This window comes from Streptomyces sp. ADMS (genome assembly GCF_033441795.1).
GTDB lineage: Bacteria > Actinomycetota > Actinomycetes > Streptomycetales > Streptomycetaceae > Streptomyces.
Genome location: NZ_JAVFVX010000004.1, coordinates 30,926 through 44,939, shown reverse-complemented (window position 1 = coordinate 44,939; position 14,014 = coordinate 30,926). Strand labels below are relative to the sequence as shown.

Sequence of the window (14,014 nt, the reverse complement as noted above, 5' to 3'; positions counted from 1 at the left end):
CTGCCCCGCTTCCGGACGACCGTCGCCGGCTACCACTTGGGCGGGCTGGCCAGCAGTCGTGCGAGGACCTCGTCCAGGACCTGCGCCGTCGCCGGTACGTCGAGCTGGGAGTTGTCGATGATCGGAAGGCCGGAGCCGTACCAGCCCGCCATCCGGCCGTGGATGCGGGCGACTTCCTCGTCGGTGAGGCGGCGGTTGCCGGAGCGCTCGGCGTTGCGCTCCAGGACGATCTCCAGGCCGGGCAGCAGCACGACCGGCAGCAGACCGGGTCCCACATGCCGCTTCCAGCCGCCGAGGCCGACGACCGGGCGGTCGGGAAAGACCGCGTCGTCGAGGATGCACGAGATGCCGTTGGCCAGAAAGTTGCGCGCGGCGAAGCCACAGGTGCGGCGGGCAAGGCGGTACTGCGCCTCGGAGTGGTCGTTCCACCCCGACTGCGGGTCGGCGAAGCCCGAACGCACCCATTCGCGTACGTCATCGAGGCTGATGTGCGCGGTGGGCACCCGGCGATGGTCCGCCCAGTACTTCGCGACGCTGGTCTTACCGGCGCCCGCAGGGCCGATCAGCAGCACGGCGAGGGGCGCGGAGGCCGGGTCGGCGGGGCCCGTGGCGGGCGGCGGGCCCGGCATGGTGACGAAGTCGCCCTGCGGGAGCTGCACATGGCCGGTGGTGTCCGGTGTCGGCGGCACCGGGGCATGCTGGGGGACGGGCGGATGCGCATGCGCCTGCGGCCCCGGTCCCGAAGTCGCTCCCCCGGTGTAGACGGGGGCCTGCGGCAGACTCGGGGGTGCCGAACCCGGGTACGCGCCCGGGTGTTGCTGCCCCGCGTGTGGTGCGGCCGACGACCAGTCGGCGGCCGGTCCCTGCCCCGGCTGGTGGGGCGGCGGCAGCGGAGACCCCACTGCGTGCTGCATCCGGTGCCACTCCATCTCGTACAGGCGACTGGCGCTGGCCGGCGGGGCACGAACCCCGTCTGCCACCGAACGGTACCGTCCCGGGACGCCGTTTGGTGAACGGCCCGGAACGGCCCGAAGTGCCCGTCGCCACAGGCGAATCGGGCCAAGCGCCCGAGCGGGGAGCTACTGCCCCACTTCGCCGTAGGCTGCGAGGAGGACGGCCGGGTCGGGTCCCTCCAGGACGGTCGGTTTGGCCAGTCCGTCCAGGACGATGAACCGCAGCAGGTCGCCCCGCGACTTCTTGTCGACCTTCATCGTCTCCAGCAGCTTGGGCCACTGGTCGTAGCGGTAGTGCAGCGGCAGTCCGACGGACTCCAGGACCGTGCGGTGCCGGTCGGCCGTCGCGTCGTCCAACCGGCCCGCGAGGCGTCCCAGTTCGGCCGCGAAGTGCATGCCGACAGAGACGGCCGCGCCGTGCCGCCACTGGTAGCGCTCGTTCTTCTCGATGGCATGGGCGAGCGTGTGCCCGTAGTTGAGGATCTCCCGCAGGCCCGACTCCCTGAGGTCCGAGGAGACGACCTCCGCCTTCACCTTGATCGACCGCTCGATCAGCTCGGCGGTGTGCGGACCGGCCGGGCTGCGGGCGGCCTGCGGGTCGGCCTCGATCAGCTCCAGGATCGCCGGGTCGGCGATGAAACCGGCCTTGATGATCTCCGCGAGCCCGGACACGTAGTCGTTGACCGGGAGCGAGTCCAGCGCCGCGAGGTCGCAGAGCACTCCGGCGGGCGGATGGAAGGAGCCGACGAGGTTCTTGCCCTCGGCGGTGTTGATGCCGGTCTTGCCGCCGACCGCCGCGTCCACCATCGCCAGCACCGTGGTCGGGATCGCGATCCAGCGCACCCCGCGCAGCCAGGTCGCGGCCACGAACCCGGCCAAGTCGGTGGTCGCCCCGCCGCCGACACCGACGATGACGTCGGTGCGGGTGAAGCCGGACTGGCCCAGCGCCTTCCAGCAGTAGGCGGCAACCTCCGCGGTCTTGGCCTCCTCCGCGTTCGGGACCTGGATGGCGACCGTCTCGAAGCCCTGGCCGGCCAGGTCGGCGCGCAGCGCCTCACCCGTCTCGGCGAGCGCCTCGGGGTGGATCATTGCGACCCGCTTGGTCCGGGGCCCGATCAACCCGCCCAGCTCCTCCAGGAGTTGGCGCCCGATGAGGACCTCGTAGGGGTCACTGCCCGCGGTGCCGCCGACCTGGATCCGGGTCACTGCCTCGCTGCTCATGCTGACTTCAACTCCAGTGCGTCCAGAACGGCTTGGGTGACCTCTTCGGGGGTACGGCCATCGGTGGGTACGACGGCCAGGGCGACCTCCGTGTACAGATGGCGGCGGGCCTCCATCAGCTCCCGCCACTGCTTGCGCGGGTTGACCGCGAGCAGGGGGCGGGCCGCGTTCAGGCCGGTTCGCCGGACCGCTTCCTCGACGTCCATCGAGAGGTAGACCACCCGGTGACCGGCCAGCTGCCTGCGGGTGTCCTCGTCGAGGATCGAGCCGCCGCCGAGGGCGAGGACGCCCTCGTGGTCGGCCAGCGCCCGCTGGACCGCCTGCTTCTCGACGACCCGGAAGGCAGGTTCACCCTCGTCGACGAAGATGTCGGCGATCGTACGGCCCTGCTCGGCGACGATGTCGTCGTCCGTGTCCCGGTACGAGCAGCCGAGCCGCTCGGCCAGCAGCCGTCCGACGGTTGACTTGCCGACTCCCATCGGCCCGACCAGCACAATCTGCACCGCGCTCACCGGACGATCAGGTGTTCGAGGTAGGACTCCACATTGCGGCGGGTCTCGGGCACGCTGTCGCCGCCGAACTTCTCCACGACCGCGTCGGCCAGGACGAGGGCCACCATCGCCTCGGCGACGATGCCGGCCGCCGGGACGGCACACACGTCGGAGCGCTGGTGGTGGGCCTGGGTCGCCTCGCCGGTGACCACGTCGACGGTCTGCAGGGCGCGCGGCACGGTCGCGATCGGCTTCATCGCCGCCCGCACCCGCAGCAGCTCACCCGTCGACAGGCCACCCTCGGTGCCGCCGGAACGGCCGGTGGCGCGCCGGATGCCGTCGTCGGTGGGCACGATCTCGTCGTGCGCCTTCGAGCCGGGCACGCGCGCGAGGCCGAAGCCGTCACCGACCTCGACACCCTTGATGGCCTGGATACCCATCAGCGCGGCGGCCAGCCGGGCGTCCAGGCGCCGGTCCCAGTGCACATGCGAGCCCAGGCCGACCGGTACCCCGTACGCCAGCACCTCGACGACACCGCCCAGGGTGTCGCCGTCCTTGTGGGCCTGGTCGATCTCCGCGACCATCGCCTTCGACGCGTCCGCGTCCAGGCAGCGCACCGGGTCCGCGTCCAGCCGCTCCACATCGGAGGGCTTGGGGTACACGCCGTAGGGTGCCTTCGCCGCAGCCAGCTCGACGACATGCGAGACGATCTCGATGCCCGCCGCGGCCTTCAGAAACGACCGGGCCACGGCGCCGAGCGCCACCCGCGCCGCCGTCTCCCGCGCGGAGGCCCGCTCCAGGATCGGGCGGGCTTCGTCGAAACCGTACTTCTGCATGCCCGCGAGATCGGCGTGGCCGGGGCGGGGACGGGTCAGCGGGGCGTTACGGGCCAGCCCGGCCAGGATCTCCGGATCCACCGGGTCGGCGGCCATCACCTGCTCCCACTTCGGCCACTCGGTGTTGCCGACCATCACCGCGACCGGCGAGCCCATCGACAGACCGTGCCGGACACCGCCGAGAAAGGTGACCTCGTCCCGCTCGAACTTCATCCGGGCACCGCGCCCATAGCCGAGCCGACGCCTCGCCAGGTGGTCCGCCACCAGCTCCGTGGTGATGGGCACGCCGGCGGGAAGACCCTCCAGCGTCGCGACGAGTGCGGGACCGTGGGACTCCCCCGCGGTCAGCCAGCGCAACCTGCTCAACGGTGCTCCTCATGCTCGCGCCCTGGTACTGCCCTGCGTACGCGTGTTCTCGCGTACGGCGACGGCGTGACCGGGTGCGCGGCCCTGGCCCGCCACCCCGATCCTCCCACGTCCGGGCGGAATGCCTGATCGGCGGTCCAGTAGACGGACGCGGAACGGCACCGGGTCAGCGGTCGGCCAGCGCCTTCTCGCCCGCCCTGCGCATGGCGCCCAGCGGCCCGGGTGCGCACCCGGTCATCTGTTCCACCTGAAGCACCGCCTGGTGCACGAGCAGGTCGAGTCCGCTGACGACCGCCCCGCCGTACGCCGACCAGCGCGCCGCCAGATCGGTCGGCCAGGGGTGGTAGAGCACGTCGAAGAGGGTCGCGGGCCGTTCCGGGACGGCCCCGGACAGAACGTCCGTCGCACCCGCCGGGGTGGTGGCGATCACCAGCGGGGCGTGCAGCGCCCGGGCCGCGTCCGCCCAGTCAGCCGTACGGACCTCGATGTCGAGGCGCTCACCCCACTCCCGCATCTCGGCGGCCCGGGCCTCGCTGCGGACGTACACGACGACCTCGCCGGTGCAGATCCGGGCCAGCGCGGCGAGCGCGGAGGAGGCGGTGGCGCCGGCCCCGAGGATCGCGGCGGAGTCGACCTGTTCGATGCCGTGCTCACGCAGGGCCCCCACGATCCCGGGGATGTCGGTGTTGTCGCCGACGCACCGCCCGTCCGCGCCGAACACGACGGTGTTCACGGCCTCGACCGACGCGGCCGTCTCGCTCACCTCGTCGAGCAGCGGAATGACCGCCCGCTTCAGCGGCATGGTGAGCGACAGCCCCGCCCACTCGCGCCCGAGCCCGCCCAGGAACCCCGGCAGTGCCGCCTCGTCGACCTCGAAGCGGTCGTACGTCCAGTCGGTCAGCCCCAGTTCCGCGTACGCCGCGCGGTGCAGCACCGGGGAGAGGGAATGGGCGATGGGGGAACCGAGCACCGCGGCCCGGCGGGCGTCAGCTGCCCGTACTCTCATTGAACTTGTCCTTGAGCTTCTGGAATTCCGCGTGCGTCTTGGCGAATTCGGTCTTGCTCACGCCGTCGGTCGCCACGAAGTAGTACCAGCCCTCGTCGGTCGGATTCAGCGTCGCCTTGATCGCCACCTCACCCGGGTTTCCGATCGGACCGGGTGGCAGACCCTTGTTGGTGTACGTGTTGTACGGGTCCTTGTTGCTGTTGATCTCCGACTCGCTGATCTCGATTTCGCTCTCGTTCTTCGCATAGTTGAAGGTCGAGTCGAACTGCAGGAAGCCGTAGGTTTCGGGGTTCGCGAGATCGAGACGGTTGTAGACCACCTCGGCCATCTTGCGATAGTCGTCGCTGGTCTTCCCCTCTGCCTCGACAAGGCTCGCGACCGTGAGGAGCTGCAACGGACTGTCGAGGTCGAGCGCCTTGGCCTCGGCTTCGAGATCGAGCGCCTCGTACTTGGCGGCGGCCAGCGTGACCATTTCCTTCAGGACTTCCGCGGGCTTCATGCCCTTGGCGGCGGGATAGGTCGCCGGGTACAGGAAACCTTCCAGCGGGTCCTTGATGTCCTTGTTGTCGTTCGCCCAGTCCGGCAGACCAAGGGTCTTGTAGTCTTTCTCGGCAACCTTTCTCGTGGTGCCGGCGGAAAGCCCGAGCTGTTTGTCGATCGCCGCGTAGACCTGGATGTTGCGCTGCCCGGGAGCGACAATCAGATTGTTCTGGCTCTTGGGGTCGAGCATCATCGTGACGGCGCTCTTGGCGGACATTTCCTTGTTCAGGACATAGACACCGGCCTGGATTGTCTTCCCTTCCGGATTCTCCGACTGGGCGGCCACAAAGGCGTCGACGCTCTTGACGACACCTTTCTCTTTCAGCGCCTGGCCGATGGCGTATCCGCCCGCGCCCTTGGGGATCTCCACGGTCACCGTCGCGCTCGTGCCGTCGCCCGCGTAGTCGGGAGCCGCGCCGAAACGATTTTGGTAGAACTGGTACCCGTAATACCCGATTCCGGCGATGCCACCGCCGAACACCAGGACGACCACCAGGCAGGCGGTTCCGCTGCGGCCCTTCTTGCTCTTGCCGCCCTTCCCGCCACCCCGGTCCTTCCGGTCGCCGCGACCCCGACGTCCCCCCGCCTCGTCGTCGGCCTCGCCGTCATCGTCATCGTCGCCGCCCGCGAAGAAGGCGTGCTCACCCTGGTCGGGACCAGGGTCCCAACCGGTCTGCGGCGGTTCCGGCTCGGGCTCCGCACGGCGCCTGGCAGGCGGCTCCGGCGGCGGATACGCGTCAGGCGTGCCGTAGTAGTCGGGCTGCTCGCCCCCGTACCCGGCGGCCTGCTGAGAGTATGGGTCCGTGGGATCCGCAGTGTACGGGACCTGCGCCTGCGGACCGGCGTCCCAGCCGCCACCCGCGTACTGCTGCTGCCCCTGGTCGACGTACTGCTGATGGGCCTGCTCACCGTACTGCTGCGGGTAGTGCGGTTGCTGGGCCTGCTGATGGTACTGCTGATGCTGAGCCTGCTGCTGGTACTGCTGCTGATGGGGGTACTGCTGCTGCGCCTGACCGTAGGCAGCCTGCTGGCCGTCGGTGCCCCAGTCGCCGTACTGCGACTGCTGCGGGTAGTGCTGCGGCTGGCCGCCGTAGGTGGACTGGTCGGCCTGGGCCTGCTGTCCTTCCCATCCGCCGTCCCCGTACAACGGGTCCTCCGGATGCCACGGTTCGGAGCCTGGGCCCCGGCCATACTCAGTCATCGATCCCCTAGAGCCGCGAGGCGGCCGATCACGCGGCGCCCACATCACCGCTACCGTTCCGCCTCTTACTGTGCGGCCACTGTTCGAACAGAGCCACAATCGCGCGGAACGTTACCGTATCGCGATCAGATGACCACTTCGACGTACTCGCCGGGTGCTTTACCTGACACCCGTTCGGATTCCAGGGCCTGCTGCAGGATGATCACGGCTGCGGCCTGGTCAATGACCGATCTGCCCTTTTTCGATTTCACGCCCGATGCGCGCAGTCCCTGACTGGCCGTCACCGTCGTCATGCGCTCGTCCACCAGACGCACCGGGATTGGCGCGATCAGGCCGGCCAATTGCTGGGCGAAGCCGCGGACCTTCACGGCGGCGGGGCCCTCGCCCCCCTTGAGGGAGCGAGGGAGGCCGACGACGACCTCGATGGGTTCGTACTCGTCGACGAGCTGCTTCAACCTGCGCTGAGCTGCGGGAACGTCCCTCCCCGGAACTGTTTCCACCGGAGTGGCGAGGATCCCGTCGGGGTCGCACGAGGCGACCCCGATCCGGGCGTCCCCGACGTCGACCGCGAGCCGGCGGCCGCGGCGCATGGCGTTGTCGTCGCCGCTCACTTGGCCGTTTCCGCCACAAGGCGCTCGACGGCGTCGACAGCCTCGCCGACGGCGGCCGGATTCTGGCCACCTCCCTGAGCGACGTCCGGCTTGCCGCCACCGCCGCCGCCGAGGGTCTTGGCGGCCGTACGGACCAGGTCGCCGGCCTTGAGACCGCGCTCGCGGGCGGCCTCGTTGGTGGCGATGACCGTCAGCGGCTTGCCGTTGGCCACGGTGAACAGGGCGACCACGGCGGCCCGGTCACCGGGGATGCGTCCGCGCACGTCGAGGACCAGCCTGCGCAGGTCGTCCGGGGTCGTGCCGTCCGGGACCTGGCCGGTGACGAGCGCGACACCGCGTACGTCCTTGGCGCCCTTGGCGAGACCGGCGGCGGCCTGGAGGACCTTCTCGGCGCGGAACTTCTCGATCTCCTTCTCGGCGTCCTTGAGCTTGCCGAGCATGGCGGAGACCTTCTCAGGAAGCTCCTCCGGGCGGCCCTTGACCAGCTCCTGGAGCTGGGCGACGACCGTGTGTTCCCGGGCCAGGAAATTGTAGGCGTCGACGCCGACCAGGGCCTCGATACGCCGGACACCCGAACCGATGGACGACTCGCCGAGCAGCTTGACCAGGCCGAGCTGGGCGGTGTTGTGGACGTGCGTGCCGCCGCACAGCTCCTTGGAGAAGTCGCCGATCGTCACAACGCGCACGCGCTCGCCGTACTTCTCGCCGAACTCGGCGATGGCGCCCTGCTTCCTGGCCTCGTCGAGGCTGAGGATCTCGGCGCGCACGTCCAGGTCGCGGGCGAGCACCTCGTTGATCTGCTGCTCGACGTCTGTCATCACGGCCGTCGGTACGGCGGACGGGGAGCCGAAGTCGAAGCGGAAGCGGCCCGGCTGATTCTCGGAACCGGCCTGGGCGGCCGTCGGGCCGAGGGCGTCGCGCAGGGCCTGGTGGGTGAGGTGGGTGGCCGAGTGGGCGCGGGCGATGGCCTTGCGGCGGCGCACGTCGATGGCGGCCTGGGCCTTGGCACCCACGGTCACCTCGCCGACCTGGACGACGCCCTTGTGGACGTACACGCCGGGCACCGGCTTCTGGCAGTCGCGGATCTCGATGACGGCACCGGTGTCGATCCTGATACGGCCGGTGTCGCCGATCTGGCCGCCGCCCTCGGCGTAGAACGGGGTGCGGTCGAGGACGATCTCGACCTCGTCGCCCTCGGTGGCGGCCGGGGAGGCGACACCGTCGACGAGGATGCCGACGACCGTCGACTCGCCCTCGGTGCGGTCGTATCCGACGAACTCGGTCTCGCCGGCGGCGTCGGCGATCTCACGGTAGGCACCCAGGTCGGCGTGGCCGGTCTTCTTGGCCTTGGCGTCGGCCTTGGCGCGCTCCCGCTGCTCCTTCATCAGGCGCCGGAAGCCGTCCTCGTCCACGGAAAGGCCCTGTTCGGCGGCCATTTCGAGGGTGAGGTCGATCGGGAAGCCCCAGGTGTCATGGAGCAGGAAGGCCTTGTCGCCGGACAGGATCCCGCCGCCGGCGGCCTTGGTCTCCGTGACGGCGGTGTCGAGGATGTTGGTGCCGCCCTTGAGAGCCTTGAGGAAGGCGGCCTCCTCGGCGAGGGCCACGGTCTCGATGCGCCTGCGGTCGGTGATGAGCTCCGGGTACTGCTGGCCCATCGTCTTGATGACGACGTCGACGAGATCGGCGACGACCGGTCCGGAGGCACCCATCAGACGCATGTTACGGATGGCGCGCCGCATGATGCGGCGCAGCACGTAACCGCGCCCTTCGTTGCCGGGCGTGACGCCGTCACCGATGAGCATGACGGACGTACGGATGTGGTCGGCGACCACGCGCATGGAGACGTCGGAGTCGTGCTTCTCGCCGTAGCGCACGCCGGTCAGCTCGGTGGCCTTGTCCATGACGACGCGCAGGGTGTCGGTCTCGTACATGTTCTGTACGCCCTGCAGGATCATGGCGAGCCGTTCGAGGCCGAGACCGGTGTCGATGTTCTGCGACGGCAGGTCGCCGAGGATCGGGAAGTCCTCCTTGCCGTCGCCGGCCCCGCGCTCGTACTGCATGAAGACCAGGTTCCAGATCTCCACGTACCGCTCGTCGTTGACGGCCGGGCCGCCCTCGACGCCGAACTCGGGGCCGCGGTCGTAGTTGATCTCGGAGCAGGGTCCGCACGGGCCGGGGACGCCCATGGACCAGAAGTTGTCCTTCTTGCCCAGGCGCTGGATGCGCTCGGCCGGGACGCCGATCCGCTCGCGCCAGATCTGCTCGGCCTCGTCGTCGTCGAGGTAGACGGTGATCCAGAGCTTCTCGGGCTCAAGGCCGTAGCCACCGTCCGCGACGGAGTTGGTGAGCAGGTCCCAGGCGTACTTGATGGCTCCTTCCTTGAAGTAGTCCCCGAAGGAGAAGTTGCCGCACATCTGGAAGAACGTGCCGTGCCGGGTGGTCTTGCCGACCTCTTCGATGTCGGGCGTACGCACGCACTTCTGCACGCTGGTGGCGCGCGGGGCGGGCGGCTTCGTCTCACCGAGGAAGTACGGCTTGAACGGGACCATGCCGGCGTTGACCAGGAGGAGAGTCGGGTCGTCCGCGATGAGCGACGCCGAAGGGACGACGGTGTGACCGCGCTCCTCGAAGAAGCTCAGCCAGCGGCGACGAATTTCAGCCGACTCCATCAGTGGTCCTCATTCCGGTTGTACGGGTGCGTGTTGTCCAGCATCCCGTAGTGCTTCTCATCGTGCTTCTGGTTTTCCGCCCCGCGGTCGAGGGCGGCGAGCCGCCGTCGCGGGGGCAGGCCGCGGCCCGGGGATTCGGCGATCCCGAGGGCCTCTCCCAGTTCGGCCTCGCGCTGGACCATCCCGGCCCGCACGTCCAGTGCGAAGTCCCTGACCCGGTGGCCGGCCTCGATCGCCTTGTTGGCGGCCTGTGCGGCAAGGTGCTCGGGGGTCAGCTGCCGGAGCTTGCGGTTGACCTTGGTGGTGGCCCACACACCGGCCGCGGCACCCGTGGTGAACCAGAACGTACGGCGGAACATCGCGGGGTTCAGCCCTTCTGCCTGCGGCGCTTTTGGCCCTTCGGGCCCGGTACGGTGCGGCCGACGATGACCGTGCGCCGGGCCCGCCGGGGCTCTGGCGCCTCGTCGGTCCTGGTGCGGCTCATCGCCCGGCGTACGCCGTATCCGAACGCGGCGACCTTGACGAGCGGGCCGCCGAAGGTCGAGGCGACGGTCGTGGACAGCGCCGACGCGTTGGAGGTGACCTCCTGGACGTCGGTGGCGATGGCGTCCACCCGGTCGATCTGCGTCTGCGCGGAGCGCACGGCCTGGGAGGCGTCGGCCAGCAGCGGCACGGCCTGCTCCGTCACCTCCGCGACCAGCTTGGTGGTCGCCCTGAGCGTCTGGGCCAGCCTCACCAGCGCCACGGCGAGGAAGGAGACCAGGATCGCCCAGAAGACGGCCACCAGGATCCCGGCAACCTCTCCACCGGTCACACCGCACCGCTCTCTGCGCTCGTAGATCAACTGAGTTCTGGGGGTACTTCACTTGGTTCTGGATACTTCGAAAGCCGCCCCCGACCCTATCGCGCCGGAGGTGGCTCTCCGCACCGGACGGGGCTTGCCGGGACGGCGGTTGCAGGCGACCGAGGTCGTACGCGAAAGCCCGCCGCTCCCCCGCCGGTGAGGGCGGGGAAACGACGGGCCGAGGCGCGAAGCCGGTGATGCCTGGTGCTGCGACCGCTGGATCAGCGGGCGTAGTACTCGACGACGAGCTGCTCGTCGCAGATCACCGGGATCTCCTTGCGGTTCGGCTCGCGGTCCAGGCGGAATGCCAGGGCGCCGAGGTTCACCTGGAGGTAGCGCGGGGTCTCGCCGTCGGGGGCGAAGCCACCGGCGCGGGAGACCTCGAACAGCGTCTTGCTGCGGCTGCGCTCGCGGACCATCACGACGTCGTCGGGACGGACACGGAACGACGGCTTGTCGACCTTCTGGCCGTTGACCTCGATGTGGCCGTGGACGACCATCTGGCGGGCCTGGTAGATCGTACGGGCGATGCCCGAACGCAGAACCAGGGCGTCGAGACGACGCTCCAGCTCGATGACCAGGGCCTCACCGGTCTTGCCCTGCGTCTTGGCGGCACGCTCGTAGGCGCGGACGAGCTGGCGCTCGGACACGTCGTACTGCGCGCGCAGACGCTGCTTCTCCAGCAGACGGACCTTGTAGTCCGAGTTCTGCTTGCGGCCACGACCGTGCTCACCGGGCGGGTAGGGACGGGCCTCGAAGTACTTGACGGCCTTCGGGGTCAGCGCGATGCCGAGGGCACGCGACTTCTTGACCTTGGGGCGGGGCTGGTTAGCCACTTCTTTTCCTTTTCTTCTTCGGCTGCCTCAGGGTTACGGGAGGTCGCATCCGCAGCCGGGGATTCCCGACAGGTCCACGAGGGACTTGCCAGGCAGCCGTTCCCCTGTGCTGGGCACATACGTGCAGCACACGAACGGCCCACCGACCGTTCCCGGAACCCGGGTGGTGGTGGGCTGCCCGCGACACCTACGAAGGTGCGCGACGCTCCTGGATCAAAAGATCCGGCTGATTGTCCCGCCTGAGGCGCCGACCGAAGCCGGACACGGGACGCAGCACTGCGCAGGATTCTACAGCGTGCTCAGGACCGCTTGCGACCGAGGTGTTTCCTGGTCCACTCGACCGCGTCCGCGTACCGGGCCTCGGCTCCGTGCCGGGTCGGTTCGTAGTACGTACGGTCCTTGAGCTCCTCCGGGGCGTACTGCTGCTCGGCGATTCCCTCGGACAGGTCGTGCGGGTACACGTACCCCTGCGCGTGGCCGAGCTTGGCGGCGCCCTTGTAGTGCCCGTCGCGCAGGTGCATCGGCACGGGTCCCGCATGGCCTTTGCGTACGTCCTCCATGGCGGCGCCGATCGCCATGGTCGCGGCGTTGGACTTGGGTGCCAGGGCGAGGGCGATGGTGGCGTGGCTGAGGGTGAGGGCGGCCTCCGGAAAGCCGATCATGGCGACGGCCTGCGCGGCGGCGACGGCTGTCGGCAGGGCGTTCGGGTCGGCGAGGCCGATGTCCTCGCTGGCGGAGATCATCAGACGGCGGGCGATGAAGCGGGGGTCCTCGCCGGCCTCGATCATGCGGGCGAGGTAGTGCAGGGCCGCGTCGACGTCGGAGCCCCGGATGGACTTGATGAGCGCGCTGGCCACGTCGTAGTGCTGGTCGCCGTCACGGTCGTACTTCACGGCCGCCCGGTCGACGGTCTCCTCCAGGGTCTGGAGGGTGATCTCCGCGTCGCCCTTGTCGAGCGCGGCTCCGGCGGCGGCCTCCAGGGCGGTCAGGGCCCGGCGGGCGTCTCCGCCGGCGATCCGCAGCAGGTGTCCCTCGGTGTCCTCGGGGAGGGTGACGGCGCTCTTGAGGCCGCGCTCGTCGGTGAGCGCGCGGCGCAGGAGGCCACGCAGGTCGTCGTCGGTGAGGGGTTCGAGAGTGAGGAGGAGGGAGCGGGAGAGGAGGGGCGAGATCACCGAGAAGTACGGGTTCTCCGTGGTCGCCGCGATCAGGGTCACCCAGCGGTTCTCGACGGCTGGGAGCAGGGAGTCCTGCTGGGCCTTGCTGAAGCGGTGGATCTCGTCGAGGAAGAGGACGGTCTCCTTGCCGAAGCCGCCGGTGGCACGGCGGGCCCCGTCGATGACCGCGCGGACCTCCTTGACACCCGCGGTGATCGCCGACAGCTCGACGAAGCGCTTGTCGGTGGCCTTGGAGACGACATACGCAAGCGTGGTCTTTCCGGTGCCGGGCGGGCCCCAGAGGATCACGGACGACGGTCCCGCCGGTCCGCCCGCGCTCTCGCCGACGAGTCTGCGCAACGGTGAGCCCGGCTTCAGCAGATGCTGCTGGCCCACGACCTCGTCGAGGACGCGAGGGCGCATCCGCACGGCCAGGGGGCTGCTGGACGGGTCCTTCTCCTGGCGTGCTTCTGCTGCGGCGGTGAACAGGTCGGGCTCCACGTCCGAAACCCTATGTCACACCACTGACAATGCCTGCGGGCGCTGTCAGCTGGTCCAGAAGTCCCACCAGCGCGTCAGGATCAGCATCCCGATGATGCCGATGTGCAGGACGGGCACGACCCAGGTGAACTCGCCGAAGAAGCTCTTCAGCCAGTTCGGCGCCGGGATGAAGCCGTTCCTCACGTTGAACGAGGTCACGTACCAGAACATGATGATCGTCGCGACCCAGGCCAGGGAGCACCACAGGCACAGCGCGTTGATCCGGTACAGGGACTGGAACTGCAGCCAGGTGCAGAATCCGACACCGAAGAGGGTGCCCGCGTTGAGGGTGAGCCAGTACCAGCGTGGGAAGCGGGCCCGGCCGAGCAGGCTCATGCCGACGCAGATGACGATGCCGTAGGCGACAAGGCCGAGCATCGGGTTCGGGAACCCGAAGGCGGCGGCCTGCTTGCTCTCCATCACGCTGCCGCAGGACACCACGGGGTTGAGGCTGCAGCCGGGCGTGAACGTCTTGCCCTCGACCTTGGCTTCCAGCAGCTTGAACTTGTCGATCGTGATGACCCACGCCGCCAGCAGTCCGGCCGCGCCGGTGAGCAACAGCATCACGGCGAACGCACGACTGCCGCCCACGGCGCGCGAGGCCTCGGCAGGGGGCTCGGGCTGGTCGGTGGAGACGCCGTCCTTCATCACTGTCGTCTTGGTCATCACGCCGTTCCGTTACTTCGAGAGGGGGTTGGCGGGCACGGTCATTGTGCCGCACGCGGGCGCGTGCCCACCGTTCAGTG

13 protein-coding genes are annotated in these 14,014 nt (G+C 69.5%); all 13 read right to left on the bottom strand.

Going from position 1 to position 14,014, the window contains the following annotated elements; translation table 11 throughout:
* Positions 1-29: 29 nt before the first annotated feature.
* On the bottom strand, positions 30-914 hold the full coding sequence (locus tag RB628_RS02740) for a Pro-rich N-terminal domain-containing protein (protein ID WP_318318620.1): 885 nt from the start codon (positions 912-914) through the stop codon (positions 30-32).
* 165 nt (positions 915-1,079) lie between these two features.
* A complete protein-coding gene (gene aroB / locus RB628_RS02735) occupies positions 1,080-2,174 on the bottom strand; it encodes a 3-dehydroquinate synthase (protein ID WP_318318619.1) in 1,095 nt (364 codons plus the stop codon).
* Positions 2,171-2,653 carry a shikimate kinase gene (locus tag RB628_RS02730; protein ID WP_318318711.1) on the bottom strand — a complete coding sequence of 161 codons (483 nt, stop codon included), beginning with the start codon at positions 2,651-2,653 and terminating at the stop codon, positions 2,171-2,173. The genes aroB and RB628_RS02730 overlap by 4 nt, the downstream gene beginning before the upstream one ends.
* Before the next feature lie 29 nt (positions 2,654-2,682).
* On the bottom strand, positions 2,683-3,867 hold the full coding sequence (aroC, locus tag RB628_RS02725) for a chorismate synthase (protein WP_318318618.1): 1,185 nt from the start codon (positions 3,865-3,867) through the stop codon (positions 2,683-2,685).
* A gap of 166 nt (positions 3,868-4,033) precedes the next feature.
* Entirely contained in the window at positions 4,034-4,873 is an 840-nt protein-coding gene (locus tag RB628_RS02720) for a shikimate dehydrogenase (RefSeq protein WP_318318617.1), read from the bottom strand.
* Positions 4,854-6,614, bottom strand: a complete 1,761-nt coding sequence (mltG, locus tag RB628_RS02715) for an endolytic transglycosylase MltG (RefSeq protein WP_318318616.1) — start codon at positions 6,612-6,614, stop codon at positions 4,854-4,856. Before mltG ends, RB628_RS02720 begins: the two co-directional genes overlap by 20 nt.
* Before the next feature lie 125 nt (positions 6,615-6,739).
* The gene (gene ruvX, locus RB628_RS02710) at positions 6,740-7,204 is read right to left on the bottom strand and encodes a Holliday junction resolvase RuvX (RefSeq protein WP_318318710.1); all 465 of its coding nucleotides are present in this window, start codon (positions 7,202-7,204) and stop codon (positions 6,740-6,742) included.
* 17 nt (positions 7,205-7,221) lie between these two features.
* Complete coding sequence (gene alaS, locus RB628_RS02705; RefSeq protein WP_318318615.1) at positions 7,222-9,894, bottom strand: alanine--tRNA ligase; 2,673 nt, start codon at positions 9,892-9,894, stop codon at positions 7,222-7,224.
* Positions 9,894-10,253, bottom strand: coding sequence for a hypothetical protein (locus tag RB628_RS02700; protein ID WP_318318614.1), 360 nt, complete (start codon positions 10,251-10,253; stop codon positions 9,894-9,896). The genes alaS and RB628_RS02700 overlap by 1 nt, the downstream gene beginning before the upstream one ends.
* Before the next feature lie 8 nt (positions 10,254-10,261).
* The gene (locus tag RB628_RS02695; protein WP_318318613.1) at positions 10,262-10,708 is read right to left on the bottom strand and encodes a DUF948 domain-containing protein; all 447 of its coding nucleotides are present in this window, start codon (positions 10,706-10,708) and stop codon (positions 10,262-10,264) included.
* A gap of 251 nt (positions 10,709-10,959) precedes the next feature.
* The gene (rpsD, locus tag RB628_RS02690) at positions 10,960-11,574 is read right to left on the bottom strand and encodes a 30S ribosomal protein S4 (protein ID WP_318318612.1); all 615 of its coding nucleotides are present in this window, start codon (positions 11,572-11,574) and stop codon (positions 10,960-10,962) included.
* 299 nt (positions 11,575-11,873) lie between these two features.
* Positions 11,874-13,229, bottom strand: coding sequence for a replication-associated recombination protein A (locus RB628_RS02685; protein WP_318318611.1), 1,356 nt, complete (start codon positions 13,227-13,229; stop codon positions 11,874-11,876).
* A gap of 45 nt (positions 13,230-13,274) precedes the next feature.
* Positions 13,275-13,934 (bottom strand): vitamin K epoxide reductase family protein, encoded by a 660-nt coding sequence (locus RB628_RS02680; RefSeq protein WP_318318610.1) that lies wholly within the window; start codon positions 13,932-13,934, stop codon positions 13,275-13,277.
* Positions 13,935-14,014 lie beyond the last annotated feature (80 nt).